This window comes from Pseudomonas sp. 5C2 (assembly GCF_034314155.1).
GTDB lineage: Bacteria > Pseudomonadota > Gammaproteobacteria > Pseudomonadales > Pseudomonadaceae > Aquipseudomonas.
In genome coordinates this window covers 2172406-2197622 of the sequence record NZ_JAVIWH010000003.1, presented here as the reverse complement: position 1 = coordinate 2197622, position 25217 = coordinate 2172406, and the positions used below count along the sequence as shown (strand labels likewise).

The 25217-nt window shown below is 56.8% G+C and carries 28 protein-coding genes; 13 read left to right on the top strand and 15 right to left on the bottom strand.

Going from position 1 to position 25217, the window contains the following annotated elements:
- Positions 1 to 193 precede the first annotated feature (193 nt).
- Together RGU44_RS24670 and RGU44_RS24665 are read left to right on the top strand one after the other, a co-directional pair.
- A complete protein-coding gene (locus RGU44_RS24670; protein ID WP_322278428.1) occupies positions 194 to 625 on the top strand; it encodes an HPF/RaiA family ribosome-associated protein in 432 nt (143 codons plus the stop codon).
- Between the two features lie 177 nt (positions 626 to 802).
- Positions 803 to 1132, top strand: coding sequence for a DUF3509 domain-containing protein (locus RGU44_RS24665; protein ID WP_219060889.1), 330 nt, complete (start codon positions 803 to 805; stop codon positions 1130 to 1132).
- Positions 1133 to 1195: 63 nt separating this feature from the next.
- Here the strand turns inward: RGU44_RS24665 and RGU44_RS24660 are convergent, their stop codons facing one another.
- Positions 1196 to 1684: a phosphate-starvation-inducible protein PsiE gene (locus tag RGU44_RS24660; protein WP_322177996.1), complete on the bottom strand. Its 489-nt coding sequence runs from the start codon at positions 1682 to 1684 to the stop codon at positions 1196 to 1198.
- A gap of 364 nt (positions 1685 to 2048) precedes the next feature.
- Here RGU44_RS24660 and RGU44_RS24655 point away from each other — a divergent pair, with 364 nt between their 5' ends.
- Positions 2049 to 2312 carry a YebG family protein gene (locus tag RGU44_RS24655; RefSeq protein WP_322177995.1) on the top strand — a complete coding sequence of 88 codons (264 nt, stop codon included), beginning with the start codon at positions 2049 to 2051 and terminating at the stop codon, positions 2310 to 2312.
- Positions 2313 to 2346: 34 nt separating this feature from the next.
- On the opposite strand, the gene RGU44_RS24650 is transcribed toward RGU44_RS24655, so the two are convergent.
- The 4 genes from RGU44_RS24650 to RGU44_RS24635 form a co-directional block, all read right to left on the bottom strand.
- A complete protein-coding gene (locus RGU44_RS24650) occupies positions 2347 to 3456 on the bottom strand; it encodes a dihydrolipoamide acetyltransferase family protein (RefSeq protein ID WP_322177994.1) in 1110 nt (369 codons plus the stop codon).
- 11 nt (positions 3457 to 3467) lie between these two features.
- Entirely contained in the window at positions 3468 to 4454 is a 987-nt protein-coding gene (locus tag RGU44_RS24645) for an alpha-ketoacid dehydrogenase subunit beta (protein WP_322278427.1), read from the bottom strand.
- A complete protein-coding gene (gene pdhA, locus RGU44_RS24640; RefSeq protein WP_322177992.1) occupies positions 4444 to 5544 on the bottom strand; it encodes a pyruvate dehydrogenase (acetyl-transferring) E1 component subunit alpha in 1101 nt (366 codons plus the stop codon). Before pdhA ends, RGU44_RS24645 begins: the two co-directional genes overlap by 11 nt.
- Before the next feature lie 88 nt (positions 5545 to 5632).
- Positions 5633 to 6655 carry a Leu/Phe/Val dehydrogenase gene (locus tag RGU44_RS24635; RefSeq protein WP_322278426.1) on the bottom strand — a complete coding sequence of 341 codons (1023 nt, stop codon included), beginning with the start codon at positions 6653 to 6655 and terminating at the stop codon, positions 5633 to 5635.
- Between the two features lie 239 nt (positions 6656 to 6894).
- Here RGU44_RS24635 and RGU44_RS24630 point away from each other — a divergent pair, with 239 nt between their 5' ends.
- Positions 6895 to 7698 carry a SirB1 family protein gene (locus RGU44_RS24630; protein ID WP_322278424.1) on the top strand — a complete coding sequence of 268 codons (804 nt, stop codon included), beginning with the start codon at positions 6895 to 6897 and terminating at the stop codon, positions 7696 to 7698.
- A gap of 9 nt (positions 7699 to 7707) precedes the next feature.
- On the opposite strand, the gene RGU44_RS24625 is transcribed toward RGU44_RS24630, so the two are convergent.
- The 4 genes from RGU44_RS24625 to RGU44_RS24610 form a co-directional block, all read right to left on the bottom strand.
- Complete coding sequence (locus tag RGU44_RS24625) at positions 7708 to 10266, bottom strand: LuxR C-terminal-related transcriptional regulator (protein WP_322177989.1); 2559 nt, start codon at positions 10264 to 10266, stop codon at positions 7708 to 7710.
- Between the two features lie 160 nt (positions 10267 to 10426).
- Positions 10427 to 11794 carry a DUF1329 domain-containing protein gene (locus RGU44_RS24620; RefSeq protein ID WP_322177988.1) on the bottom strand — a complete coding sequence of 456 codons (1368 nt, stop codon included), beginning with the start codon at positions 11792 to 11794 and terminating at the stop codon, positions 10427 to 10429.
- A gap of 22 nt (positions 11795 to 11816) precedes the next feature.
- Complete coding sequence (locus RGU44_RS24615) at positions 11817 to 13610, bottom strand: DUF1302 domain-containing protein (protein WP_322177987.1); 1794 nt, start codon at positions 13608 to 13610, stop codon at positions 11817 to 11819.
- Positions 13611 to 14172: 562 nt separating this feature from the next.
- Complete coding sequence (locus tag RGU44_RS24610; RefSeq protein WP_322177986.1) at positions 14173 to 14697, bottom strand: hypothetical protein; 525 nt, start codon at positions 14695 to 14697, stop codon at positions 14173 to 14175.
- Between the two features lie 324 nt (positions 14698 to 15021).
- Between RGU44_RS24610 and RGU44_RS24605 the strand changes: the two genes are divergently transcribed.
- The gene (locus tag RGU44_RS24605) at positions 15022 to 15426 is read left to right on the top strand and encodes a hypothetical protein (protein WP_322278423.1); all 405 of its coding nucleotides are present in this window, start codon (positions 15022 to 15024) and stop codon (positions 15424 to 15426) included.
- 81 nt (positions 15427 to 15507) lie between these two features.
- Here RGU44_RS24605 and RGU44_RS24600 read toward each other — a convergent pair whose 3' ends face one another.
- The 5 genes from RGU44_RS24600 to RGU44_RS24580 all read right to left on the bottom strand — a co-directional run bounded on the left by RGU44_RS24600 (position 15508) and on the right by RGU44_RS24580 (position 19613).
- A complete protein-coding gene (locus RGU44_RS24600) occupies positions 15508 to 16032 on the bottom strand; it encodes a hypothetical protein (RefSeq protein ID WP_322278422.1) in 525 nt (174 codons plus the stop codon).
- A 197-nt stretch (positions 16033 to 16229) separates the two neighbouring features.
- Complete coding sequence (locus RGU44_RS24595; RefSeq protein ID WP_322278420.1) at positions 16230 to 17141, bottom strand: SDR family oxidoreductase; 912 nt, start codon at positions 17139 to 17141, stop codon at positions 16230 to 16232.
- 125 nt (positions 17142 to 17266) lie between these two features.
- Entirely contained in the window at positions 17267 to 18169 is a 903-nt protein-coding gene (locus RGU44_RS24590; protein ID WP_322177983.1) for an alpha/beta hydrolase, read from the bottom strand.
- On the bottom strand, positions 18169 to 18933 hold the full coding sequence (locus RGU44_RS24585; protein WP_416194660.1) for a class II aldolase/adducin family protein: 765 nt from the start codon (positions 18931 to 18933) through the stop codon (positions 18169 to 18171). Before RGU44_RS24585 ends, RGU44_RS24590 begins: the two co-directional genes overlap by 1 nt.
- Positions 18934 to 19157: 224 nt before the next feature.
- Positions 19158 to 19613, bottom strand: coding sequence for a flavodoxin (locus tag RGU44_RS24580; protein WP_322278418.1), 456 nt, complete (start codon positions 19611 to 19613; stop codon positions 19158 to 19160).
- A 100-nt stretch (positions 19614 to 19713) separates the two neighbouring features.
- Here RGU44_RS24580 and RGU44_RS24575 point away from each other — a divergent pair, with 100 nt between their 5' ends.
- Positions 19714 to 20160: a PAS domain-containing protein gene (locus RGU44_RS24575; protein ID WP_322177980.1), complete on the top strand. Its 447-nt coding sequence runs from the start codon at positions 19714 to 19716 to the stop codon at positions 20158 to 20160.
- Between the two features lie 68 nt (positions 20161 to 20228).
- Complete coding sequence (locus RGU44_RS24570) at positions 20229 to 20837, top strand: hypothetical protein (RefSeq protein ID WP_322177979.1); 609 nt, start codon at positions 20229 to 20231, stop codon at positions 20835 to 20837.
- Positions 20838 to 20892: 55 nt separating this feature from the next.
- Here RGU44_RS24570 and RGU44_RS24565 read toward each other — a convergent pair whose 3' ends face one another.
- Positions 20893 to 21843, bottom strand: a complete 951-nt coding sequence (locus RGU44_RS24565) for a MerR family transcriptional regulator (protein ID WP_322177978.1) — start codon at positions 21841 to 21843, stop codon at positions 20893 to 20895.
- Between the two features lie 200 nt (positions 21844 to 22043).
- Here RGU44_RS24565 and RGU44_RS24560 point away from each other — a divergent pair, with 200 nt between their 5' ends.
- The 6 genes from RGU44_RS24560 to RGU44_RS24535 all read left to right on the top strand — a co-directional run bounded on the left by RGU44_RS24560 (position 22044) and on the right by RGU44_RS24535 (position 25198).
- Positions 22044 to 22613: an antibiotic biosynthesis monooxygenase gene (locus tag RGU44_RS24560; protein WP_322278416.1), complete on the top strand. Its 570-nt coding sequence runs from the start codon at positions 22044 to 22046 to the stop codon at positions 22611 to 22613.
- A 170-nt stretch (positions 22614 to 22783) separates the two neighbouring features.
- Positions 22784 to 23494, top strand: a complete 711-nt coding sequence (gene folM, locus RGU44_RS24555; RefSeq protein ID WP_322278412.1) for a dihydromonapterin reductase — start codon at positions 22784 to 22786, stop codon at positions 23492 to 23494.
- A gap of 22 nt (positions 23495 to 23516) precedes the next feature.
- Positions 23517 to 24077, top strand: a complete 561-nt coding sequence (gene folE, locus RGU44_RS24550) for a GTP cyclohydrolase I FolE (protein WP_322177975.1) — start codon at positions 23517 to 23519, stop codon at positions 24075 to 24077.
- Positions 24078 to 24079: 2 nt separating this feature from the next.
- Positions 24080 to 24451, top strand: a complete 372-nt coding sequence (folX, locus tag RGU44_RS24545; RefSeq protein WP_322177974.1) for a dihydroneopterin triphosphate 2'-epimerase — start codon at positions 24080 to 24082, stop codon at positions 24449 to 24451.
- Between the two features lie 116 nt (positions 24452 to 24567).
- Positions 24568 to 24864: a DUF1244 domain-containing protein gene (locus RGU44_RS24540; protein WP_322177973.1), complete on the top strand. Its 297-nt coding sequence runs from the start codon at positions 24568 to 24570 to the stop codon at positions 24862 to 24864.
- On the top strand, positions 24857 to 25198 hold the full coding sequence (locus RGU44_RS24535) for a HopJ type III effector protein (protein WP_322177972.1): 342 nt from the start codon (positions 24857 to 24859) through the stop codon (positions 25196 to 25198). Before RGU44_RS24540 ends, RGU44_RS24535 begins: the two co-directional genes overlap by 8 nt.
- The last annotated feature ends 19 nt before the right edge of the window (positions 25199 to 25217 follow it).

Here is a 25217-nt window from a genome sequence, read left to right as displayed (position 1 = left end):
CCAAAGCCCGTCGCTGACGCTCGAGTCCCGGCCTGCCACCCCTGGTTTTTCCCACATCAAAATATTTCTGTGCACAAAGGGCTTGAATTGTTTCCTCATCGGCGCCAACACTGGAGGTGAGAGGCAAATGGTTTGAACTCCCCGAGCGAAACCGTCAGTTCTCATACGAGCAAGCCTAAGTAAGGGAAAATCTATGCAAATCCAGGTCAATTGCGATAACCACATCGAAAACAGCATCCGACTGGAGGAGTGGGTACGTACCACCGTTGAGAGCACGCTCGAACGCTACGAAGAAGACCTGACTCGCGTCGAAGTCCATCTCCGCGACGAAAATGGCGAGAAGCCAGGCCCGCATGACAAACGCTGCCAGATGGAAGCTCGTCCAAAAGGACACCAACCGATTTCAGTTACCCACAAAGCCGATACGCTGGATCGGGCTGTGGAAGGCGCGGCGGAAAAACTCGAGCATGCCCTTGAGCATTTGTTCGGTAAATTGCGCGACAAACGTGCCGGTGCGCCAGTAGCAGAAGGTGATCTGGAAGAGGGAACAGAAAACCCGGACGCCCTGCTTCAGGAAGAGTTTTTGGAAAAAGAACTCGAAAAGGATGAGGTGTTGCACGGCTAATCCGGCAGCATGATTGATTTCAATACCCTAGCTATTGGAGCAATCACTTAAAGAAGGGCGGGCCTGTGCAAACAGGCCCGCCCTTCTTCGTCAAGGCGTCGGATTGATCTGGCTTCGCGAACTTAATCTATCCACCGCAGGTCAACTTAGGGAGACTTCTTGACTAGGTAACAGGCCATGGACAACCCTTTTCAACTCATCACTGACGCCTTTCAGCCCCAATACCGGGTCAACCTGAGCATTCAGAGCCTTGAGGGCAGCATCATGCTGACCTTGTCCAATGAAACGGGTGTCGTCGCCAAACGCCTCATCAGTGCCGCACAGCGCAATGAACCCAAACGTATGCGCCGCCTGATTGAAAGCGTGCAATTCGGCATTGCCATCGAGCAAGGCCACAGCGCCATGAAGATTCTCACCGCAATGACCGACGGCGATAACCTCAATCAACTGCACGTGCCGCGCAAAGACTGGCTGAGCAATCAACCCCATTTGAGGATCAGCGTGTAGACGCGAGCGGGCCTGGGTCATGTGCCCGGACTGAACCCAGCCCCGTACAGGCCAACTTACCGGTCAAATCTCCCCTTTCTCTTCAATCACGGCACCTTTTACAGTGCTGTGCGGATCAGGGATTTTTGCTGACGGGAACTGCGACGAAGCATATCGCACGACCAGAATCGAAAAGGCGAGCAAGAGAATGGCGCCCGAGAGATAAACCACACCCAGATCCGGTGGCGCATGGTGCGACACATCCGAAATCAACAATCGGGTGAGTGCCGTGATGGCGACGTAAATCAGAAACCGCACGGGCATGTGATTGGTCTTGAAATAAATCCCTGTCATCGCCCCTAATTCCAGGTAAATGAACAGCAACAAGATGTCATCGACCGTGACGTTTCCCTTCTCGACCATCCCCAAAAAAGCAACCACAGAAGCCCAGGCAGTGATCCCACCAATCGCGAACAGCGCCATGAAATGGAAGCCTTCGACGCAGAGATTGCCGAATGACTCCGCTCGGGAATGCAGGTTTTCGCGGAGCTTTTCCGCCCATTTGGTTTCCATGATTCTTACCCCTGACCTTTCAATGTTAAAAAACGACTAACCCTGTCCGTATGAATCATCGGTGGGCCTGCTCTTGAAACAGATCCCGACACCCGCTGTGGGCAACTCGATCGGATGATGCAGTACCTACGTGACTATTTTCCGTTGTGCTGCATTTTGTAGCAGCTTTCCAAGCAGAATCGGGGCCAAAGTCTATGGTTGAGAGCGTGATTCTTTGTCACAAGACACATCTCAACGCTCCCCCGATGCGCAGGGAGGTAAAAAAGCCACTATCCAAATCGAATCGGTTCGCTTATGCTTTTAGCTGTATAAAAATACAGTAGTCGCTAAAGACACATTATCGTAAAGGCATGTGAGGTGGTGAATGGCCGTCGAAGTGGTATACCGCAGCAGCCGAGATCTGGAGCGTTTGTTCATGGATAAAGCCGAAGCTGATCGTCATGACAAAATGCTTGAGCTGGCCGAGTTGCTCGCCGAAGTATTGCAAAGAGCAGTGCCGTCGTTGACGGAGTCACAAGTGGAAGAAGCCGGGATTTACATGGCGAAAAATCGTGATATTTTCGCCAAGGCCTTCAAGAACCAGCCGGACGCACTGTCCGAACTGCTCAGTGCGCCGTTGGAAGAATGACGTTGATGCGGTGTGTTCGGCACGCCGCGGTCAATCACCCCTCCGGTTTTTCCAGCGCTATCACCAACGCTTTGAAGAACCGCGCCGCTTCGCCGCCGGTCACGGCGCGATGGTCGAAGGTCAATGACAGCGGCAATATTGGATGCACCACCACATTGCCGTTTACCGCAACCGGCTCGTCACGAATGCCGCCAGCACCGAGGATAGCCACTTGTGGCGGGATGACCACCGGATTGGCGTAACGCCCGAACAAGGTGCCGAAATTGGACAGGGTCAGGGTGGCGCCCATCATTTCTTTGGGCGGAATCGAGCGCGCTTTGACGTCAGCCCGCAGTCGGTCCATGCCCTTTTTCAAATCCTCGGCTGTACGGTTGCCAACATTGCGCAACACCGGCACGAACAAGCCGTCAGGCGTATCAATAGCGATTCCCAGGTCGAGCGTTTCATGCTGCTTGATCGATAAGGATTTACCCTCGAACCCACTGTTGAGTACAGGCTCTACCTTGCACGCAGCCACCAAAGCTTGGCCCAAACGAATCAAGGGGTCGCGGGCGTGCCCCCAGCGGTGCAAATCAGCGTCAGCAAAAATCGTCACCGGCACCACTTCAGCGTGGGAGCGGGCCATGTTCAGCGCCATGCTGCGACGCACACCGTGCAGTTTTTCCCCGCCAAATTTATCGCGTTCCACCTGTGCCGCACCTTCGACATCGGCGCGGGTGATCAAGCCATCGCGGCCAGAGCCACTCACGGCACTGAGATCAACGCCAAGCTGTCGGGCCAACTGGCGCACCACAGGCGTGGCGCGGGAGGCCATGTGTTCGCGAGTCGACGGCGCCGCACCAATAAAAAACTGATCGTCCTGACTGTTGCCACCGCCTTCAAGACGCCCAACCACCGTGCCGGCATCACCCTCCCCTTCATACGCCATCAGCGGCTCACCCACGTGCAGGATGTCACCCTCACCGCCATAGGTTTTCGCCACGATGCCATCGTACGGCGCAGGAATATCAACAATAGCTTTGGCGGTTTCCACCGACACGAGCAACTGATCGGTCTTGACCGTTTCACCGGCCGCGACGTGCCATCGGACAATCTCGGCTTCCTGTAAACCTTCGCCCAGGTCCGGTAGTTTGAAATACTTCATAGCGGGTCTCCTCAGGCGAAATTCAAGGCGTTGTCACACGCGTGAAGGATGTCCGCAACGCCGGGGATGTACAGATGCTCCAGCCGATACAGCGGCGGCGGGATGTCTGGCGCGGTGACCCGCTGGATCGGCGCCTGCAAATCGAGGAATACCCGTTCATAGAGGCTGGCCGCGATTTCCGCCCCAACGCCACACGAACGCGGCGCTTCGTGGACGATCACACAACGTCCTGTTTTACGCACCGAAGCTTCCAGCGTGTCGAGGTCCAGTGGCTTGACGCAGGCGACATCGATCACTTCGGCCGACACACCTCGCTCCGCCAGCGCGCTGGCTGCTTGCAGGGTCTCGAGCACACTGGCACCCCAGCTGACCAGGGTGATGTCGCCGCCTTCACGCAGGGTGAAACAGGTGTCCAGCGGCAGTCGTTTGCCGTCGTCCACCAACGGTTGCGGGTTCATCCGGTAGAGTCGCGTCGGCTCGAGGAAGATCACCGGATCAGGGTCATCAATGGCCGCCAGCAGCAAACCATAGGCCCGTGCTGGCGAAGAAGGGATGATCACGCGCAAGCCGGGAATATGCGCGAACAACGCTTCGGTGCTTTCGCTGTGATGCTCGGGTGCGCGAATCCCGGCACCCATTGGAGTGCGCATTACCATCGGGCAACTCAAGCGACCCCGCGTGCGATTGCGCAGGCGGCTGGCGTGGGACACCAGTTGCTCCATGGCGGCATAGATGAAACCCATGAACTGGATTTCCACCACCGGTTTCAACCCCTGCGCCGCCATGCCGATCACCAGGCCACCCAGCATGGTTTCAGCCAGCGGCGAATCGATGACCCGCTTGAAACCGAAGCTGTCGCGTAAACCTTGAGTGGCGCGGAACACCCCACCGTTAACACCAACGTCTTCACCCAGGATCACCACATTTTCGTCCTCGACCATGGCCCGATGCAGCGCCAGATTGACCGCTTCCAGCAGCGTGACTTTTTCATTCGCCATGAGCGTCACTCCCGGCACGACGCATCGCCCGTTCAAGGAACCATTCGCGCTGCTCAGCCAGGGCCTCCGGCCATTTGGCGTAGACGTGATCAATTACCGACTCAGGCGCTTGAGTGCCAGCGTGGTCGAAGGCATCCACCGCCTTCTGCACCAACGCCTGGCATTCACTGATCAGTGCCCGCTCACGGCCTTCATCCCAGACATTCTGGCTCACCATGAACGATTGCAGGCGTTTGACCGGCTCTTCCAGCCAGGCGTGCTTGACCTCTTCAGCCGAGCGGTAACGAGTGGCGTCATCCGCAGTGGTGTGGTCGCCGAGGCGATAACTCAGGCACTCCAGCAGCACCGGACCTTTGCCTTTGCGGGCGCGCGCCAGAGCGTTCTGCACCCTGTCGTAGACCGCCAGCATGTCGTTGCCATCGACCTGCTCACCCTGAAAACCGGCGCCGATGGCTTTTTGCGCCAGCGTCGGCGCGCCGCACTGGATGCGTCGGGGCACAGAAATCGCCCACTGATTGTTATTGATCACGAACACCACAGGCAGTTGCCAGGTGCCCGCGACGTTGAGCGCTTCGAGGAAATCACCCTTGCTGGTTGCACCGTCGCCGCAGGTGGTCACCACCACCCTATGCTCGCCACGAATTTTGAACGCCGTGGCGACACCGCAGGCATGCAAGGCCTGGGTTGCAATCGGGATGTTCACCGGAAAGTCCTGGGCTACGGCCGGTTCGGCATAGTGACTGCCACGTTCATCTCCGCCCCAATACAGGAGAATTTCTTCCATACGCACGCCGCGCAATAGTTGCACGGCTGTGTCGCGGTAGTAGGGGACCAATACATCGTCAGGTTGCATCAGGCTACCAATGGCGACCCCGATGGCTTCCTGACCAAGAGTCGGCGCGTAGGTGCCAATGCGCCCGGTGCGTTGCAGCGCGACGACTTTCTGGTCGAACAGGCGGGTCAATACCATTTGCTTATAGAGCTGGGTCAGCAGGTTGAAGTCATCCGCCCAGCGCGGAAGTTCGCCGACCAGGCCACCTTCAGGGGTGAGATAGCGAGTGTATGCAACATTGATTTTGTTATAGGACACGGCACCCTCCCAACACGCGACAGTACGCGTGGCGACCCGTCTCGCCGCGTGTGACGGCAAGGTCTTGTCGGGTGACACCGGGTAGGTGCTAGCCGACGTTCAGCAGGCGTTCTGCCAACATATCGGCGACGCGCGCAGGGGAGCGCTTCTCCGCTTGGGCGTGGGCAAAAACCTCAGTTAATCGTAGTCCGATTCGCGACAGATGTGCGGTGATGGTACCCAGTGATTCCCCCTGATGCTGCAGGGCGACATAGATCAGGCCGCCGGAGTTGATCACATAATCCGGCGCATAAAGAATGCCCCGGTTTTCCAGATTATCCGCAACCTGCAAGCTACTCAGCTGATTATTGGCCGCGCCAGCCACCGCTGCGCAACGCAGTTGAGCGACGCTATGACTATTGAGAATGGCGCCCAGCCCACAAGGCGCAAGGATGTCGCACGGTGTGCTGAGCAACGCTTCGCACGCAATGGGATGTGCGCCCAGTTGTTCCATGGCCAATTGCACCTTGCCGCTGTCCAAATCGCTGACCAGCAGTTCAGCGCCTGCCGCATGCAGCTGTTCGGCCAAGGCATAACCGACATGCCCGAGCCCCTGAATCGCCACCCGCAGGCCTTCAAGATTGTCGCTGCCCAGTCGCGCCAGCGCCGTGGTACGAATACCGGCGAACACGCCCATGGCCGTGTGTGGCGAAGGATCACCCGCTTCGGTGGTGCTGGTGACATGTTGGGTGCACTGGGCGATGCAATCCATGTCGGCGCTGGAGGTGCCGCTGTCGACAGCGGTGATGTACCGACCGTCCAGGGTTTCGATAAAGCGGCCGAAGGATTCGAACAGCGCGGCACGATTGGGAACATGCGCCGGACGCATGATCACTGCTTTACCGCCGCCAAAAGGTAACCCGGCCAGCACCGCTTTATAACTCATGTTTTGCGCCAGACGAATAGCATCCTCAATGGCGCTTTCCTCATCCACATAGGCAAGGTAACGACACCCGCCGAGGGCTGGGCCTTTTTTGCTGCTGTGAATCGCGATCACCGCCTTGAGCCCGGTTTCTGGATCCACGATGAAGTGTAACGTTTCAACGTTTGAGCTTTGCATGAGAGCGAACATCGGTATTGCTCCCGGTTCTTTTTTCTACTGCGAGTATAGGCGCTGAAAAAAAAAGCGACTGATCGCTCAAGCATAAGCAAACCCGCACGGATCGGCTCCAGGGCATAACACTCGAGCCCCTGACTCGGCGGCAGCGACGGTACTGGACGAAATCGACTGCTGGGGCTAAAACAAGGCATGTGAAGTCAGATGAATAGTCCGACGTATGACTCCACACGCCTGATCCACCGGAGAGGTCGATGACCCCACGTCAAGCTTGCATTGCCTGCCTGCAACGCACGCCGCCTTCAGTTTTTGAAGCGGCTTTGTGGGTGTCGGCCGAACACGATCCGGAGTTTTTGCCAGAACAAGCGTTTCAGAATATCGAGGACCTGAAGCGCCAGATCAGTGCGGCCCTGCCATTGTTACCGGCGGGGGAATTGGCGCAACCCTTGCTGCGTCAGCTGAACACGTTGGGGTTTCAGCAGGACGACTGGAGTCATCCAAAACCCCAGTCGGCGTTGCTGCACAACATTTTGCAGCGCCGCCGTGGACAACCCTTGGGGCTGGCGATCATTGCGCTGGAGCTGGCCAGGCGTCTGGAAATCCCGCTGGAGGGTGTCAACTTTCCGGGGCATTTTCTGCTGCGTATGCCGGGTGCAGATCACCTCCTCGATCCCTGCGGAGGACGCAGGCTTTACCCTAAGGATTGCCGCGAACTGCTGGCCCGCCAATTCGGCCCGGACATGCAGCTCCAGTCCGGGCACATGGTTCGCGCGACCGACATGGCCATGGTGCAACGCTTGTCTCGCAACCTGCGGCACCTGCATCAACTAAATGATGATTTCCTGGCGTCGCTCAAGGACGCTGACCGGGTCGTGGAACTGGGCCAGGCGACCACCAGCGATCACCTCGCCCGTGCCAGCCTGTACCAGTCACTCGAATGCCCGCAGGCTGAGCGCTTCGACCTCGAACATGCGTTGTTACTCAGCGACGATCCGATTCAGCGCTTGCGTCTGACTGAACGGTTGAGCCATTTGCCACCCAACAGCGCGTTTCACTAGCCGCCCAACTCAGGCCATCAACCCCAACGCTTTGGCCTTCGCCACCGCCTGTGTGCGGCGTTCGACCCCCAGTTTGCTATGGATGCGCCGGGCATGGGTTTTCACCGTGTGCAGAGAAATGAACAACTGCTCGGCGATTTGCAGATTAGAGCTGCCGTGGGCGATCAGCTTGAGTACTTCGAGTTCACGCTGGCTGAGGGGATTGTCGGCGGCGGCAATCAGGTCGTCTTCCACCCCCAACTCGCGCAACAGTGTCGGCTGACGCAGCCTCAGTTCGCGTAACGGTTGCTGCAAATTGAAGCGACCTATCAGTGCCAGGCCCTCAGCCAGACAGGCATGCGCGGTTTGCACATCGGCTTGCAAAAACGCCACCTCTGCCATGGCCAGATAAAGTTCGGTCTCAAGGCTGTGCATGCCTTCTTGATGGGCCTTCCGCTGCAGGATGTGCAAGCGTTGCAATGGCTGTTCGGCCTGATGCAGATAGACTTCGGCCAGCACCAGCAGGTATTCGATACTCGGAATCAATTCCAGCGTGGCTGGCGGCGCATGTTTTGCCGGATGACGCCGGAGGTGACGCAGAACCCTGGCCAGAGCCTCTTGTACCAGGCCCGCACGACCTTGTTGCAGCCAGAAGTGACTGCTGACTTGCAGCAGCACGCCTCGCCAAAAATATTCCGGGATATGGTTTTGTTGCATCACGCGCTCGGCATCGCGCAGCCAGACGAATGCCCGTGCGTAGTCGCCCTGATTGGCGTCCAACGTCGCCAATCCCAAAAAACCGAACAACGCCAGTTTGTCTTTGCTGCGCAAACATTGCTCTAGGCCGCTCCGGTAATGCAGCTTCGCTTGCTGATCCTGGCCTTGGCGCAGGGCCAGACGCCCCCGGCGCAACGCAATCCGGCCCAGCAACGGGCCTGCGGGAGCGTGCTGAATCAACAGCAAATCGTGCATTTTCTCCAGCGTGCTCTCACTGCGCTGTAATGCCCCGCGCTGTTCCAGCAATTGCGCATGATCGAGTTCGAGCAAGGCTTCCAACAGCAGAGAACCCTCGCCCCGGGCCAGACACAGCGCGGTACGATTATGCGCCAGCGCTTGATCGAACTGGCCATTGAGCAGCGCCTGTTGCGTCAGCCCGGACAGGCACATCACCCGAACTTGCCACATGCTTTGCGACAGCTCCCGACAGGCGTCCTGCAGATGCCCGACAGCGAGGTCCGCCTTACCCCAAAGATGCTGAAGCCAGCCTTGCTGTGCCTGCCACAGGGCGATCAATTCACGCTGTTGAGTGGCCGAGGGTTGCGGCGAAAAACGAGCCAGATGCTCCAGGCACGCACAGGCCTGGTCAAAACGGCCGGCGTACACCAACGCCGAACTGGTCAGGCTGATCAGGTGCGGCGTGCCCAGCATCAAGTCGGCGAAGCGTTCGTGCAGGTCCAGCAGCAACGCCACATTCTGCCCTTGCAACAGGTAGGAGAAGTCAACGTTTTGCAGCAGACTGACAGCGATTTCGTACTGTTCAGCCTGCAAGGCGTGTTCGATCGCCGATTGCCAATCCCTTTCTACGCTGAACCATTGGCAGGCACGACGATGCCAGGAGCGCCTCGCGGGCCATGCTTCATCGTGCAGGCATTGGGCCAACGGCGGAAATACCTGCAACCAATCGGTGTCGTGCTCGCAAGGTTCGATAAAGCTGCCCATGTCCTGCAATGCCTTGAGCCATTGCCCACCCTCGCCAGCCCCAAACAGGTGCTCGCACAGACCTGGATTGAAGCGCGGCAAATGCGCCAGCACACGCCAGGCCTCAGCCAATTCGGGGGCGAGCCCGGCGAACAGTTCGTGCTCAAGGTAATCGATCAAGGTTGTCGAACGGTGTTGCCGGTTGAGGTGCAGAGCACTGAAGTCTTCGGAAACGCACCAGTCGCTCGGGCTGAGCAACGCAACGCGTACGCCAACGCACCAACCGGCACTTTGGATAAAGATCGCAGCGGCGGCTTCGGGCGGCCAGACGACAGGCTCATGGGCCAACAGCTGTTCGATTTCTGCCTGATTGAACGCCAGCGCCGGGCCATAGCGTTCGAGCAATTCGCCGCTGAGCAGCAGACGTGGCCAGTTACACAGAGGACGTCTGCGCCCGCTAATCCACCAGGTCACCGCTGGGCTGCTGACAGCCAGCAAGCGATCAAGACAATGATCCAGCGCGGGCGCAGGGACACGACAATAGTCGTCGAGCACGATCCAGCACGGTGTTTGCCGGTGGGCCAACTGACTCAGAACACCGGTCTCGTCAGCCTCATCAAGGCCCAAAACAGTGGCCAGCAACGCACAGAAGCCGGCCGGCGTTTGCGCTTCTCCAGCCAGCGGCAGCCAGCCGACAAGACAGTCCTGAGGCGCCTGGCGGAGACACTCGCCGAGCAATGCACTTTTACCACTGCCCGCTGGCGCGCACAGTAGCTTGACCCGTGCACTCGAGGCCAGCAAAGGCGCGGTCAACCGGCTGCGTGTCAGGTGCTGAGGAGACAATCGCGGCCAGTGGTCCGCACGCCCCGCATGAACGGTAAAGGCAGTCATGGGATGGTCCCTTGTTATTCTTGCCTGCGCACTCACACTAAGCCGTTCGTCACACCTTGCTGTAGGAGTATTTGGCGCGCTTATCATCCCCCATAAAAAAAGCCACTCACAGTAACCGTGAATGGCTTTTCAAGCGGATTGAGACGTAAGTTGCAACCGATTAACGGATGCCCGCGTTGCGCAGGGCGTTGGGGGTGAAGTCAGACACGTGGAGCTTCAGGCCGAACTGGAAGCTGCGTTTCTCCTCGTTCTTCATGCCCAGTGCGATGTAGCGGCCGGCGTTCAAATCGTACAGGGCTTCAAGGGTGTAAGCCGGCACTTGGTGGTCGTAATAAAACTGCGCATGACCCTCGGCCACCCGCCAGAGCTGGCCGCGACCGTCGTAATGGTCGACCAGCGCGATCTGCCAGGTATCCTCGTCGATGTACATATGGCGCTTGGCATAGATATGCCGCTCACCGGCTTTGAGTGTGCCGACCAATTCCCACACCCGGTGCAGCTCATAACGGGCCAGGTCCTGATTGATATGCCCAGCCTTGATTACGTCGCTGTACTTGAGGCTCGGCGAGTCAAGTTTGTAGCTGTTGTACGGGATGTACATTTCTTTCTTGCCGATCAACTTCCAGTCGTAGCGATCCGGGGCACCCGAGAACATGTCGAAGTTGTCCGACGTGCGCAGGCCATCCGCCGCAGTACCCGGACCGTCATACGCCACTTGCGGCGCACGCCGGACACGCCGCTGACCCGCATTGTAGATCCAGGCTAGACGCGGTTCTTTCACTTGATCGAGGGTTTCGTGCACCAGCAACACATTACCGGCCAGGCGCGCAGGCTTCGTCACTTCCTGCTTGAAGAAGGTCAGGATATTCGCGCCTTCTTCTGGTTTCAGGTCCGGTATGTCCTCCGGGGCACCGACGTCCTCTTCGAACGTGACCGAGTCGAACGCACCGTTCACTTGGGGAGTTACCTGGGTGATGGTGCGGTGCAGGTTGCCCCCGTGGTAACGGGTGATGTGGTTCCACAGCACTTCATTCGCGGTTTTAGGGATCGGGAACGCGTAGTAGCGGCTTTCGGCAAAATGGGCCAAGCCGTTGCCATCATTGATGGTCGTCACCGTGGCCGCGCTTTTCTTCGCCGCGTCATAGACCTTTTGCGGCAAGGCTACGGTGCGATGACTCGGATAAACCGGAATCCGATAGGTCGTGGGATAACGCTGGAACATCGCCTGCTGCCCATCGGACAGTTTGTCTTTGTACTGTGTCATGTTGCTGGCGGTGATGATAAACAGTGGTTTCTCGTTGGCGAACGGATCCGCGAGGAAACCCTTACTGTCCACCGCCCCCGCATTGACCGGGAGACCGCCGGTGTAAGCAGGGATCGAACCGTCGGCATTCCCTGCCATTTCTGCCCCCAATGGTGTCAGGCTTTTGCCCAGTTTCGCGACTTCGTCTGCCGACACCGCAGCCATTACGTTGGCTGCCAACAGGCTCAGCGCCAGGACGCCACATTGCAGGATCATCTTGCGCATAGTCATGTCCTTTTCAAGCCGATCAGAAGTTCACGCCGACGCTCAATGAAACGAAGTCACGATCGGTCAACGTGTTGTAATTACCACCGAAGAAATCGGTATAACTAAGGTTCGCGGTGTAGGTGTTGCGGTAGTCGGCATCGACCCCGAAGCTGACCGCTTTTGCACCCTGGTTAAACAAGCCGTTAGGGCCGTAACCATGCACGTCATGGGACCACGACAGGTTGGGCTTGAGGTTGATCCCGGCGAAAACGTTGGCGTAATCGAGAATCGCCCGGGCGCGATAACCCCATGATGTCGACGTGACAAAACCGCTGGTATCGCCACCAAAGCCATAGGCACCGTAGACCGAGTCACGGCCATAACGCAGCTCGCTGGTGGGTTCCAGCCCTCCCACATGGACGATTGCCGCTTCGCCAACCACAGTCAGCCGTTCAGCCCCCAGCACTTGGTCGAAGAAGTGGGTCAATGTGGACTGGATCTGGGTGATTTCTTTGCGCCGGTAACCTTTGTTATCCGCGCCAGGGCTCGATGCAATCGGTGACGCAGTCCCGCGAGCAATCGGGTTAAGCAGCGCCAGGGTCAGATCAGTCGTATTGAGCTGGACCGGGGCATTGGGCCGGTAGCTGATTTCGCCATTCCAGGCGGTACCCTCTGGCAGGGTGGTGGCGAAGCTGGCGCCGAACAACCGAACATTCTCCGGGTATTCAAGATAGTACTGGCCATTACCGAGCATGGTGCTCTGCGCAAGACCCGAACCGCTGCCTGGGGCAACGGCGTTGGCCGCAGCGGCGATACGTGGAATGGCACTCAATGTCGCCAGACCCGCCGTCTTGGTGCTCAGGACTGGCAGACGGCTGTGTAAGTTCTCGAAGTACAGGCCGTACTCGGTGTCGTCACCCAACCAGCGTAGCGCTGCACCGAACTGGCCGGTGTTTTTTGGATCACGGCTGCTGCCACGGGGGACGACCACGCCTTCAGGCGTAACCTGGAATCCCTGGCCAAAGGCAGCAGCAATCGGTTGCAACGGTTTGATGGCCGGGTTACCCACGTCGTAGTTGTTGTTACACCCTTCGGCCACCACGTCGTTACCGAAGAAGGTGCCGCAGTTGTCGACAACCGTCTCTTGCCATTGCAACTGGTAAAAACCCTCGACGCTGAGCTTGTCGGTCAACCCTTGGGAACCGAAGAGCATGTTGACCGGAATCAACCCTTCCTTGATCTCGGCGCCTGGGCGGCGGAACGCCGACACGTCGATGGGATTGATCGAGTTGATCGAGTTACCGATGAAGGTACTTTCGCCCCAACTGACCACCTGCTTGCCTGCGCGCACAGTGCCCGGCAGATCCGCGATGCTGTAGCTGTGATAGACGAAGGCGTCGAGCAGTTGATAGCCCGACGATTTGGCCGCTTCTTTGCGCCCGTTATCGCTGACGTTCTTGAAGTCTTGAGTTTGGTTTTCAAGGACGAAGTCATACCAATATTTGCCCCGCAGGAACACGCCACTGTCGCCGTACTTCAGTTGCAGGTCATGGACCCCTTTGAAAATCTCCGAGAAGGCGTCACCTTTCTTGAAGTTCAAACGGTTGTCATCGCCCGTGGCCGCCTGCCCTTTGCCGCCGTTCACAGTGCTGACCAGACTGGGGTCTGCGTTACGCAAACCCCAGCTTGCGCCGAGCGACAGCGAGGAGTCGAATTGCCCTTCGATTTCTCCAATATTGAATGAAACGGCGTGCGCCTGAGCCGTGCAGCCCAGCGCCACGGCGATGGCCAGCGTCTGTGGCTTGAAGATGGCGCGCATTATTGTTGTTGTCATGCGTCTTCCCCCTGGTGGTTGCAGAAGAAATCACCCTACTCACAGCCACCAGGAGGGATAAGCGCACCAAGGAGGTATTCTCGATGTACCTCTAAAGAATGAATCCCCCGTCTGGCACGGCTTTGCTCGCCATCATCGATGGCATGGATGATCCATGATGAGGGACATGGATTGAGCTTCCGGGCGCTGCAAATCCTGGCGAGATTTTGCGGACAACAACCGGAACCACCCCACTATTGCCGGGTATGTAACAGTCAATGTCGCAAACTGCTCTGTTTCATTGAGCCTGAATTCTTTATTCTTGCCGGGCTTTCACAGCAACCGGCCAGAACCCTTAAAACGCCGGTGATTCATTCAAGTGACTTGATTACTTACTGTGTACCGGCAGTGGCTCAAACATGAGCTTCTACGGACTGATTCGCCCCCAGGTTTATCGACGTTGGTTTGAAAGCTCCTGGATCTAACGTCTTGTTTAGCCGCTGTTTAAACAGCGGCTTTTTTTTGCCTGTCATTCAGCGATAATAGCTATAAGCCATCACCGCACCAAATTCCCACCCGCACTTTACTCCCGCTCTTTCGCACGCTGGCTGGCGTAGCTATCGCCCGTCGTCGCGTACGTGTGCAGGTTCTGCATGACATGAACCGCCCGGATATAGTCGGGGAGCAACATCGTGGCATAGGGATCACCGCGCAATGAGTTGTCCTTCATGGAAGATATCCTGCCCGCGAAAAAATCCAGCGCGTTGATATTCACATCCGGGTTGATTGGCACTCCGTCTCTATCAAACTCGGCACCGGCTCTGTCCATGAGCTCGGCTGTGTGATTATCGATAAGACCAAACTTGTAAAGCTGCTTGCCTAACTGACTGAGCTCATTGGGTGTGATCTCTTCAGGATTGAAGCCCTTGAGCTGCGGCTTCAACTTCAGTGTGTCCATATATTCTGCATCAAGCGCAATTGGATTTTCGCCGATTTCCAGCAGGATGCTATGGGTCAGCGCGGTGGCGGATGCTTTGGGCAATGTACTTTCTGGCGGCTGCCGAATAAAAACGGCAGGCAGGTCGCCCCAGATGCTAAATGTTGACATGGTGTTCTCCCGACTCAATAAATAGACAACTCATTGGGCATATCGGGAAACGGCTCGACAACTTTATAGTTCAAACAAGGCGTGTTTGAATTCCATCCAACGCCTACGTAACAACAAGAAATGTCGTACAAAAAATAGAGAAACTTCATCGACCCGGAAAAGCCCTACACTTATTTCAGATGCAGACTGACAAGAAAGCATGATTAACCTTAAGTCGCCAAGTCGGAATTCGAGTGTTACTTGAACGGTATTAGCGTTAACCATCGACATCCAAAAACCAGACATCACTCATAAAACAACCTGACAGACTCAAGGATCTTCATCATGAACAACAAGATTAACGCACTGCTGATTTCATTGCTGCTATGCCAATTTTCGGGGTCAAGCTTCGCGGAGCCTGTCGCCAGTATTGGGGCAGCGCCAATGTGTTTCAGAAATAACGGTACTATTTACGAGAGCATTGCGAACGCGGGTGAATACAAAGTTGTGCACGGCCCACTTACCACAAAATGCGGTACCACGGCGCACAGTATTCAACTGAGGAGCGTTGCAGGCGAGCGATTACCCGTGGTGGTAGAGCAGCTATCTGGGGGAGACTGGACAAGGGTTGTGAACGGTGCATTCGACCCCTATCAAAAACTTGGTAATGGCACGTTCCGAGTAATATTGGATAATCAGCAAGGCCAAACGCCTGTCCGCTACAAAGGAATATTCTCGGTCCCACTTTAACGGTTTACTCATAAGGTTGCCTGAGCCGCATGACCATGGGTCACGGCTCAGGCCTGGTTTAGCCTTCCGTGCCCGCGCTATTCAGACCCGGGTATCAATCAACGATGGCGTGCGAGAAAACTGTGCACGTTCCTGCAAGGCCAAGATAACAGTCATGGCAGTTTTCAGCGTAGTCACTGTTTCCTTGGCAAAATCGTGCCCTTCAGTAATACGACCTTTAAGGAACTCAAGACTCCTGTCAAAATACTCGAAAGCATTCGTTTTTTTGTCCATATTTATTTGATTACCTTGATCATTGAACTCACTCCCGACCGCGCCAAGCCAAGACCCCGTAATATGATCAATTATGCCCATCTTTTGGAGCATAACGCTTATACTTATAAGCTCTCGACTGCTAGTACTCTCAGGATCGAAGCCTGATAGATCAAACTCAAACCCCTCCAGTTTCGACGAATTCGAAATACTATCATCCGCCCAGAATTGCCGTAACTTCTGGGCAATACTTTCTTCCTCGACGGAACGACCGGAGGACGTTCTGAACTGCCTGTCAGGCACATAGATATAGGCGCTTATTCGGTCTTTGATCAGACCAAAATTTTCAATCATGCAGGCCTCCAAAATCGACATAGCTATTAACGTCGTATCGGGAGTCGTTAGAAAATCTTGATATGCGTCCGACCTAAAACAGCATCAAAAATAGATTTAGAGATCATTCCTACATACAAAGTAAGAATAAGCCTACAAAAAAATTCGGCCGATCAGGTATGCCCTGATCGACCGAGTTCAATATGAAGCCACTATTATCAAGCGCTATACTTTTGCAGGTTTTTCATCATCTCTTGCAGGGCTTCGATGGTGTCTTTTGGGTGTGCTGCACCTTCGAAGTCGCAGATGTTCTGCCAGCTAGCGGCGACATCTTCCGGGCTAAAACCGGTACGAGGGTCGAAGCCGGCACCGATGCTGCGCTCCCAGCGGGTCTTGCCTATCCAGCCGCCGCCGACTTCGAACAGGCCCGAACTCTCTTGGCACTGCTCGCTGCCGAGAAACACCACCAGCGGACTGATCAGTTCGGGCTTGAGCAATTCGAACACACCGGCCGGAATCAACCCTTCTGTCATGCGTGTACCGCCGGTTGGGGCGATGGCATTGACCAGGATGTTGTTCTTGCGCCCTTCAAGGGCCAAGGTGCGGGTCAGGCCATAAAGGCCAAGCTTGGCCATGCCGTAGTTGGACTGACCGAAGTTGCCGTAGATGCCGGAGGTCGATGAGGTGAAAATCACGCGCCCGTAGTTCTGCTCACGCATGTGCGGCCAGGCAGCATGGGTCACCTTGTAGGCGCCTTCGACGTGCACGCGATACACCAGGTCCCAATCGGGGTCTTCCATTTTGGCAAAGGTCTTGTCCCGCAGGATACCGGCGTTATTGACCACGACATCGATACGACCGAATGCATCCAGTGCGTTTTGTACGATTTTGGCGCCGTCAGTGACCGAGTCATGGTTGGCAACCGCGGTGCCGCCCGCCTCGCGAATCTCTGCAACTACACGATCTGCCGCCGACGCGTTGGCACCCTCACCATGCGCCGAGCCCCCCAGATCGTTGACCACTACGCGTGCGCCATGTTTGGCAAACAGCAACGCATGGGCGCGACCCAAGCCACCGCCGGCCCCCGTAACGATGACGACCTTATCTTCAAAACGCACAGGCTCACTCATGGACAGCTCCAGCAAGGTGGACAATGGCTTGAGTGTCGAACACTCGCCCCTCAGTCACAATCAATACGCTCAGTGCTGAATAGTGCGCAATAAGGTAGCAGGATGGGGGGCCTGATTAGCGACGTTCAGGAACACGCCAATACCCGGCTCGGGGCATCTAATGCGGCCCGGAAACTGAGGTAATGCTGCAGAACCAGTACTGGCGCCTCGGTTTGCGGGTAATGACCGATACCCTGTAACAGCACAGTGTCGGCATTGGGGATCAATTCGCGGTAGCGCTCGACCATGTGCGCACCGGAGATCGGATCGACCGCACCGTCGATCACACGCATAGGAACATCCCCGCGTCGCATGGCGGCCAACCAGCGATCACGCTGCACAATTCGCTCGGGAATGTAGTTGATCAAACGGTGGATGATCCGCGGTCCCTGGTTGGTTTCGATCAGGCTCCAGAAGTCATCCAGCTCACTTTCACTGGGTCGCGTGTCAGGGCCAAATATCTGGGTAAAACTTTTAACCAGACGTTCCCGGCTGAACATCCGGCCCACCAGCCAGCCCAGTGGGCTGAGCAGCAGTTTCTGGACCAGCAGTTTGCGATGGGTCTCCGGGAACAGCCCGCCATTGAGGAACACGCAACTGGCCATGGCGAACGTCCCTTCATAATGCCGGGCCAGCAATTCCTGGGCGACGCTGTCGCCGTAATCATGTGCCAACACATGCACCGCCTGTTCAACCCGCAGGTGCTCGAGCAGCGCCTGCTGCAGGTCGGCCTGTTCCAGCAGGCGGTAATCATGGTCCTGCGGCTTGGACGAATCGCCGAAACCCAGCATGTCGCAGGCAATCACCCGATAACGCTGAGTCAAGGGTTGCCACAGGTAATGCCAATCCCAACTGGCGGTGGGGAAGCCATGAATCAACAACAATGGCTCGCCCTGCCCCGCTACCCAGTAGCGAATGGTCTGGCCCCGGAACAAAAAATTTTGTCCACGGGTACGCCAGACGGACAAAGGGATCTCTGCCAGCGGCATTATTCTTTGTAGCTCGGGTCTTGTTTATCGAGTGTGCGCAGCAACGCCGGCCAGGCCAACGCCCCGCCCATGCCCTGGGTGCTTTTAGTCACCCCGGCAATCATCGCTTTCGCGCCAGCCAGGATCTGCCCGTCGACAGGAATCAGCTCCGCGCCACCGGTTTGCGCCAGCACCTGGATTTCACAGGCACGCTGGAAGGTGAACATCATCAGGAAGGCATCGGCAATGCTGCTGGCGCATGTCAACAGCCCATGATTGTTGAGCATCAAGAAGCTGTTATCACCCAGATCAGCTTGCAGCCGCGCTTTTTCTTCATGATTAAGGGCGACGCCTTCATAGGGGTGATAAGCCAGGCTCGACAGAACGAAAATCGATTGCTGACTGATCGGCAAGATCCCCTGTTTTTGCGCAGACACCGCAACCCCCGCCGCCGTATGGGTATGCAGCACGCAAGCCACATCATGCCGAACTTCATGCACCGCACTGTGAATGGTGTAGCCGGCCGGGTTGATCTCGTAGGGGCTGTCCATCAATTTGTTACCGGCCTGATTGATTTTGACCAGACTCGATGCCGTGATTTCGTGAAACATCAGGCCGAACGGGTTGATCAGGAAATCTTCGGTACCAGGAACCTTGGCCGATATGTGGGTAAAAATCAGATCGTCCCAACCGTGCATCGCAACCAACCGATAGCAGGCCGCGAGATCAACCCGCGCCTGCCATTCGGCGGCGCTGACTTGATCCTTCACGCTTCGGGAGGGCAAAACTTGGGCAACATTCACGGTGCTCACCTCGGCTTTTTATACTAATCGCGATTAGATTCCCATCTCGATCAGTCTAGTCAGGCCTGAGTATCCCGGTAGTTACATTGGCAGCCAGCTTACTGACCGAGCGAGTCATATCAGGGCGCACGGGTAAGAGCGGAACAGGCTTGGCAGGTATTGCTGCTGCCCAGCCTGCTCACGCGGTGCGCGCGCGATCGACCGACTCAGGCGTTTAGATGACGAATAAACTCCGCCAGCCACGGTTCTGCATCGGATTCAGGGGTAACGGTCTCGCTGGCATCCAGGCGCAACATGGGTTGCACTTCACGAATCCCCAGCTCGGCAAATAGCTCGCGCACCTGCTCGCCACCGCAGCAGAACGTATCGCCATAGCTGGCGTCGCCCAGGCCAATCACTCCGCCGGGCAAGCCACGCCAGGCCGCAGGCAACAGATCGCGAATCTGCGAATAGAGCGCCTGGAAGTTATCAGGCAATTCACCCAGCCCGGTGGTCGAGGTCACGACCAGAAACGCCTCGGGCACGAACGCTTGCAACTCTGCCAAGGTGACACGCGGGTTGTGTCTAACCTCGTGGCCAGCGGCACGAATGATTGTTTCGGCATGCCGGGCGACTTCTTCGGCAGAGCCATAGACCGACCCGGAAAGGATGACCACTTTCATAAATAGACCCTGTAACACAGTAAAAACTGTCGGGCATTATGCCCCAACGCAGCGCGATGTCTTAGAATGCTGGCTTGGCAATTCGCAACGGAAGCTTCCCATGATCAATGCAAAACTGTTGCAGCTGGTAATCAACGCCTCGAATGATGGCATTGTGGTCGCTGAGCAGGAAGGTGATGACAACATCCTGATCTATGCGAACAAGGCATTCGAATCGCTGACAGGCTACGCGGTGGAAGATATTTTGTATCGCGATTGCCGTTTCCTGCAGGCCGATGACCGGCAGCAACCAGGGCTGGAGGTGATTCGCCAGGCAATTGCCAGCGGCCAGCCTTGCCGGCAGGTGCTGCGCAACTATCGCAAGGACGGCAGCGCCTTCTGGAACGAGTTATCGATCACGCCGGTATTCAATGAGGCCGATCAGCTAACCTATTTCATCGGCATTCAAAAAAATGTCAGCGCACAGATCGAAGCGCAACAGCGCGTCGTCGAGCTGGAAGCCCAGCTGGCGCTCGCACGGGCAGAGATAGAATCACTAAAAAAATGACAAGTGGGGCTAACAAACCACTGAATGAGCTGTCTGTTCTCTAATAACCGCATATTTCGGGCTTTAGCATGCAACGCGATACCCTACTCACTCAGGATGAGCTGGATTTCATTCAGAACATGCAGCACAACCCGAAGCTGAACGTGCGTGATGCGTCGCGCGGCCTGCTCGTCAATGGTGGCGTGCAGATTCAGGAGTTGCTGACCCGTCTGGCTGCCCATGAGCAGGTGACGATTCAGGCACAGTTCGAAAACCAGCAAATGACCTTTCCGTTGCATCTGGTGGAAGATGAATTCCATGCCATGCATCTGGAGTTGGGCGCGCCGAGTATTTATGAAGAACAAGGTCCTCAGGTGCGTCCGTGGCGACTGAGCCTGCCTGAACCGCTACCGCTGCAAACCGAAAAAGGTTCGCAGAGTGCGCTCTGGGTGCATGAAATCTCGTTCAAGGGGATTTTGCTGGAGAACCGCAAAGCGACCAAACCGCCAAAATACTTCGCCCAATGGTTTGCTCCGACGGGCTACGCGCCCATTGCGTTGCGCGGCACCTTCGAACGGCTGACAGAACAAGGTCTTGCGGCGTACCGTCTGAGCCAGCGCAACAAAGAAGACACTGAGCGCCTGCGCCAGTACATCCTGCAACAACATCTACTGGTTCACCCTGCTCCGCTCGACTGAGCAACCGTGAACCGCGCCCCCCTGATCAAGAAACTTCACGGTGCATCGACACCGTCTATGTGTCCAGATGCCCCGCTAAAAACTGCTGCAAACGCCGCTGCATGGAACGTCCGTCACTTCCCAGGCAAGCGATGGGCGAACCGTCGAGGCTTTCTTGCGCCAAATCCGATGCCTCCCCTGCCAACAAAACAGGGCAATCCAGGGTCAGCGCGAGGCGCTTCAGGCGCCGAGGCAGATCCGCCGCAGGTGGATGATTTGAAAACAGCACCAAGGCCTGAGGCTGAATTTTTTCACAGACCAGGCTCAGCTCTTCCAGTGGCTGACCGAGCGCCAAGACACTGATCGACGTATCTGTCGTGCCCAGCATCAACCCCGCCACCCATAGCTCCAACTCGCGACATTGACCAGGGATAGCCGCAAGTACGACCTTCAACTCCGTCGTACCGCGCAGCATCTGCAAGCGTTGCAGCGTTCGCGCACGCAAAAAGCTGTCGAGAAACAACCATTCACTGGCTTGGCCAAATTGATCCTGATGCAGCAGAAACTCCTGCCACAACGGCATCAAAATGTCCTGGAACACCACGGTCAACGGGTAACTGGCAAATATCTGGCCATATAACTGCTCCAGACCGCGCTCATCGAAGGCGCTGATGGTGCGACGCAGTTGTGCCTGCCATTCACCCCACTCACCCAGCAAGCCATCATCTGGAAGCGGATTGGACTGAGTCCTGACGATGCTGGCCTTGGCGAGAATCTTTCCGACTTTGCTGACCGCCACACCGCGTTCGATCCAGCCAAGAATACTCCGTACCTCGTCGATGTCGGCTTGGGAATACAGACGGTGGCCGCTGTCGGTGCGGGTCGGCTGGATCAGCCCGTAACGCCGCTCCCAGGCGCGCAGCGTGACCGGATTGATCCCGGTAATACGCGACACTTCGCGAATGGGGAACAACTCTTCTTGTTTGAGGCCGCTGCCCAGAGCAGGGCCAATAACAGGTTCGGTCATGACAGGCATCGCTTGAGAACTGTGGCAGCATTGTACCCTCAAGGCCGCCCCTACAAACAACGCGAGCGACGACAGCCTCTGGCTTATTCGTGGGAATCGGGAATAATCCTTGCCTGCCTTTTAAACGCAGCCCACCACCCCGGCGCTGCGTTATGTGAATTCCCTACCCGGGAAACTCACTCGCCTTACGGAGATGCACGATGTCTACCTCACCCGTCACCCTGATGGTCGCCCGCCGCGTCGCCCATGGCCGCTACCACGAACTCATCGCCTGGCTGCATGAAGGTGAGCAACTTGCCACCGACTTCCCCGGATATCTGGGCTCCGGCGTTTTAGCGCCGCCCCCTGGTGACGATGAATTCCAGATCATCTTTCGCTTCGCCGACGAATTCACAATGCACGCATGGGAGCATTCCGCGTCACGAAGCACTTGGCTGGTGCGCGGCAGTGGCTTGTTTGCCCAACCGTCGGAACACCGGGTCAGAGGCATCGACGGCTGGTTTGGTGCCGCCGGTCAGCGTCCACCGCGCTGGAAACAAGCCGTGGCCATCTGGCTCGCGTTCTTCCCGGTATCGCTAATGTTCAACTTCTTGCTGGGGCCCCTGCTCAATGAGTTGAGTTTGCTGCCTCGGGTGCTGGTCAGTACCTTGGCCCTCACACCGCTGATGGTTTTCCTGTTCATTCCACTGTCCACCCACCTGCTGTCACCCTGGTTGCACAGCGCACCTCAAGCGTCAATCCGCGCATCAGAATCGTCACCCAGCCACTAGCCAGGCGCGAAGTTCAACAACTCGCGCTGCGCGGTGCGGGTTGTTCAGTGAGGGCCATTGGTATAACTTTGCTGCAAATAATAGCCAGCTAATGGTTTCGCTGGTTCGAGCCGCATGCCGATCACTCAGGGCCCCGGCTTCAACCCTCACTGTGATGCGCGAGTTGCCCCATGGTTTTTCCCTCTGCCCCTATTCTGATCACTGGCGCCAGCCAGCGTATCGGGCTGGATTGCGCAAAACGCCTGTTGGCAGACGGTCATTCGGTTATCGTCAGCTGCCGCAGCGACCGCCCGGGCGTGCAGCAATTACGTGACCTGGGAGCGCTGGCGATCCATGCCGATTTCTCATCTGAAGCGAGCATCCTGGCGTTCATCGATGAGCTCGGAAGCCACACCGACAGCCTGCGGGCAATTGTCCATAATGCCTCCCAGTGGCTGGCCGAAACGCCAGGCAATGAAGCCGCAGCCTTTACTCAAATGTTCAACGTGCACATGCTGGCGCCCTATTTGATCAACTTGCACTGCGCCACATTGCTTCACCGCTCGCCAGTGGCCGACATCGTTCACATCAGCGATGACGTGACCCGTAAAGGCAGCAGCAAGCACATTGCCTACTGCGCCAGCAAAGCAGGGCTTGAAAGCCTGACCTTGTCATTTGCGGCCAAGTTCGCGCCCCGAATCAAGGTCAATAGCATCGCGCCAGCGCTGTTGATGTTTCAACCCGACGACGACGCGGCGTACCGCGCCAAGACCCTGGCCAAGTCCGCTATGGGCATAGAACCCGGTGCCGAGGTGATCTACCAGAGCCTGCGCTATCTGCTGGACAACCCCTACGTTACCGGCACAACCTTGACTGTAAACGGCGGTCGGCACCTTAAATAAGTCGCCCCGCGAGGATTCCTTGATGACCTTATCGCTGCCACAGCATTACCGTGAGATCCTCGTGGGCCTGGGTGAAAACCCAGACCGCGAAGGCCTGCTCGATACGCCCAAACGTGCCGCCAAAGCAATGCAATACCTGTGTCATGGCTACGAGCAAAGCGTTGAAGATATCGTCAATGGCGCGCTGTTTGCCTCAGACAACGATGAGATGGTCATCGTCAAGGACATCGAGTTGTACTCGCTGTGCGAGCATCACCTCCTGCCCTTCATTGGCAAAGCACACGTCGCCTACATCCCGACCGGCAAAGTCCTTGGGCTGTCGAAGATTGCGCGCATCGTCGACATGTTCGCCCGACGCCTGCAGATTCAGGAAAACCTCACCCGGCAGATTGCCGATACGATCCGCGAAGTGACCAGCGCCGCGGGCGTCGCCGTGGTGATTGAAGCTCAACACATGTGCATGATGATGCGTGGCGTTGAAAAGCAGAATTCGACCATGATCACCTCGGTCATGCTCGGTGCATTCCGTGACTCGAGTACGACCCGTCAGGAGTTTCTGCAATTGATTGGACGGAGCAAATAGTCATGCCAAGACTCGAACCAGGAACGGCCCGCATTCGGGTCAAAGACCTGCGCCTGCGCACCTTTATCGGCATCAATGAGGACGAGATCCTCAACAAGCAGGACGTGCTGATCAACCTGACGATTCTGTATGCCGCCCAGGATGCCGTGCGGGACAACGACATCGATCACGCCCTCAACTACCGCACGATCACCAAAGCCATCATTCAGCACGTGGAAGGCAATCGTTTTGCGCTGCTGGAACGGCTGACCCAGGAAGTGCTCGATCTGGTGATGCGCCACGACGCGGTGCTGTACGCCGAAGTCGAAGTCGATAAACCTCACGCCCTGCGATTTGCCGAGTCTGTGTCGATTACCCTGGCTGGGCAGCGTTGATTCAGTGTGAATAAGGGGCTGACCAAGAACCCTCACGAATGTGTTCGCGAATGGCTTGGCCCCGGTGCCTTCCCCTCTTATCATTCAAACCATTAACTGCCTGCAAAGAGCCCATCATGACCGAGCAAGAACGCCTTGAACTCGAAGCTGCCGCCTTCCGCCGCATGGTCGCGCACCTGGACAGCCGCAAAGACGTCCAAAACATCGACCTGATGAACCTTGCCGGTTTCTGTCGCAACTGCCTGTCCAAGTGGTACAAGGCCGCAGCCGATGAGAAACAGATCGACGTCAGCCTCGACCAGGCCCGCGAAGTGGTTTACGGCATGCCTTACAGCGAGTGGAAAACCCACTACCAGCAAGAAGCCAACGCCGAGCAGAAAGCCGCGTTCGCCAAGGAAAAAAAGCATGACTGATCTGAACACCCTGCGCGCCAGCCTTCGTAGCGGCCAGCACGCCTTCGCCGACACCCTGGCATTCATCTCTACTGGCTACGACTACCAGCCACAGGCGTTCAACAACGGCAGCGTGGAAAACGCCGCCGGGCAGAACGAAGGTTCCTGCAAGACACTGGGCCTGGCCGTGCTTGAAGGTCTGAGCGATGAAGAAGCCCTGCTCGCATTTGGCGAACACTATCGCTCGGTGCAAGCGACCCCTGAAGGCAACGATCACGGCAACATCCGCGCGCTGATCGCTCACGGCCTGGTCGGGGTGACCTTCGCAGCCGAGCCGCTGAAACGCAAAGCCTGAATATTCCGTGCCAGCAAGA

Coding starts and splice junctions, on each gene's coding strand:
- RGU44_RS24595 (WP_322278420.1), bottom strand. CDS start 17,141: ATGAGTGAGCCTGTGCGTTTTGAAGATAAGGTCGTCATCGTTACGGGG.
- RGU44_RS24645 (WP_322278427.1), bottom strand. CDS start 4,454: ATGGCGAATGAAAAAGTCACGCTGCTGGAAGCGGTCAATCTGGCGCTG.
- RGU44_RS24590 (WP_322177983.1), bottom strand. CDS start 18,169: ATGCCGCTGGCAGAGATCCCTTTGTCCGTCTGGCGTACCCGTGGACAA.
- RGU44_RS24535 (WP_322177972.1), top strand. CDS start 24,857: ATGACTGATCTGAACACCCTGCGCGCCAGCCTTCGTAGCGGCCAGCAC.
- RGU44_RS24620 (WP_322177988.1), bottom strand. CDS start 11,794: ATGCGCAAGATGATCCTGCAATGTGGCGTCCTGGCGCTGAGCCTGTTG.
- RGU44_RS24665 (WP_219060889.1), top strand. CDS start 803: ATGGACAACCCTTTTCAACTCATCACTGACGCCTTTCAGCCCCAATAC.
- RGU44_RS24615 (WP_322177987.1), bottom strand. CDS start 13,610: ATGACAACAACAATAATGCGCGCCATCTTCAAGCCACAGACGCTGGCC.
- RGU44_RS24660 (WP_322177996.1), bottom strand. CDS start 1,684: ATGGAAACCAAATGGGCGGAAAAGCTCCGCGAAAACCTGCATTCCCGA.
- RGU44_RS24655 (WP_322177995.1), top strand. CDS start 2,049: ATGGCCGTCGAAGTGGTATACCGCAGCAGCCGAGATCTGGAGCGTTTG.
- folM (WP_322278412.1), top strand. CDS start 22,784: ATGGTTTTTCCCTCTGCCCCTATTCTGATCACTGGCGCCAGCCAGCGT.
- RGU44_RS24630 (WP_322278424.1), top strand. CDS start 6,895: ATGACCCCACGTCAAGCTTGCATTGCCTGCCTGCAACGCACGCCGCCT.
- RGU44_RS24600 (WP_322278422.1), bottom strand. CDS start 16,032: ATGATTGAAAATTTTGGTCTGATCAAAGACCGAATAAGCGCCTATATC.
- RGU44_RS24540 (WP_322177973.1), top strand. CDS start 24,568: ATGACCGAGCAAGAACGCCTTGAACTCGAAGCTGCCGCCTTCCGCCGC.
- RGU44_RS24560 (WP_322278416.1), top strand. CDS start 22,044: ATGTCTACCTCACCCGTCACCCTGATGGTCGCCCGCCGCGTCGCCCAT.
- RGU44_RS24650 (WP_322177994.1), bottom strand. CDS start 3,456: ATGAAGTATTTCAAACTACCGGACCTGGGCGAAGGTTTACAGGAAGCC.
- RGU44_RS24610 (WP_322177986.1), bottom strand. CDS start 14,697: ATGTCAACATTTAGCATCTGGGGCGACCTGCCTGCCGTTTTTATTCGG.
- RGU44_RS24625 (WP_322177989.1), bottom strand. CDS start 10,266: ATGACTGCCTTTACCGTTCATGCGGGGCGTGCGGACCACTGGCCGCGA.
- RGU44_RS24580 (WP_322278418.1), bottom strand. CDS start 19,613: ATGAAAGTGGTCATCCTTTCCGGGTCGGTCTATGGCTCTGCCGAAGAA.
- RGU44_RS24635 (WP_322278426.1), bottom strand. CDS start 6,655: ATGTTCGCTCTCATGCAAAGCTCAAACGTTGAAACGTTACACTTCATC.
- RGU44_RS24605 (WP_322278423.1), top strand. CDS start 15,022: ATGAACAACAAGATTAACGCACTGCTGATTTCATTGCTGCTATGCCAA.
- folE (WP_322177975.1), top strand. CDS start 23,517: ATGACCTTATCGCTGCCACAGCATTACCGTGAGATCCTCGTGGGCCTG.
- RGU44_RS24565 (WP_322177978.1), bottom strand. CDS start 21,843: ATGACCGAACCTGTTATTGGCCCTGCTCTGGGCAGCGGCCTCAAACAA.
- RGU44_RS24670 (WP_322278428.1), top strand. CDS start 194: ATGCAAATCCAGGTCAATTGCGATAACCACATCGAAAACAGCATCCGA.
- RGU44_RS24575 (WP_322177980.1), top strand. CDS start 19,714: ATGATCAATGCAAAACTGTTGCAGCTGGTAATCAACGCCTCGAATGAT.
- RGU44_RS24570 (WP_322177979.1), top strand. CDS start 20,229: ATGCAACGCGATACCCTACTCACTCAGGATGAGCTGGATTTCATTCAG.
- folX (WP_322177974.1), top strand. CDS start 24,080: ATGCCAAGACTCGAACCAGGAACGGCCCGCATTCGGGTCAAAGACCTG.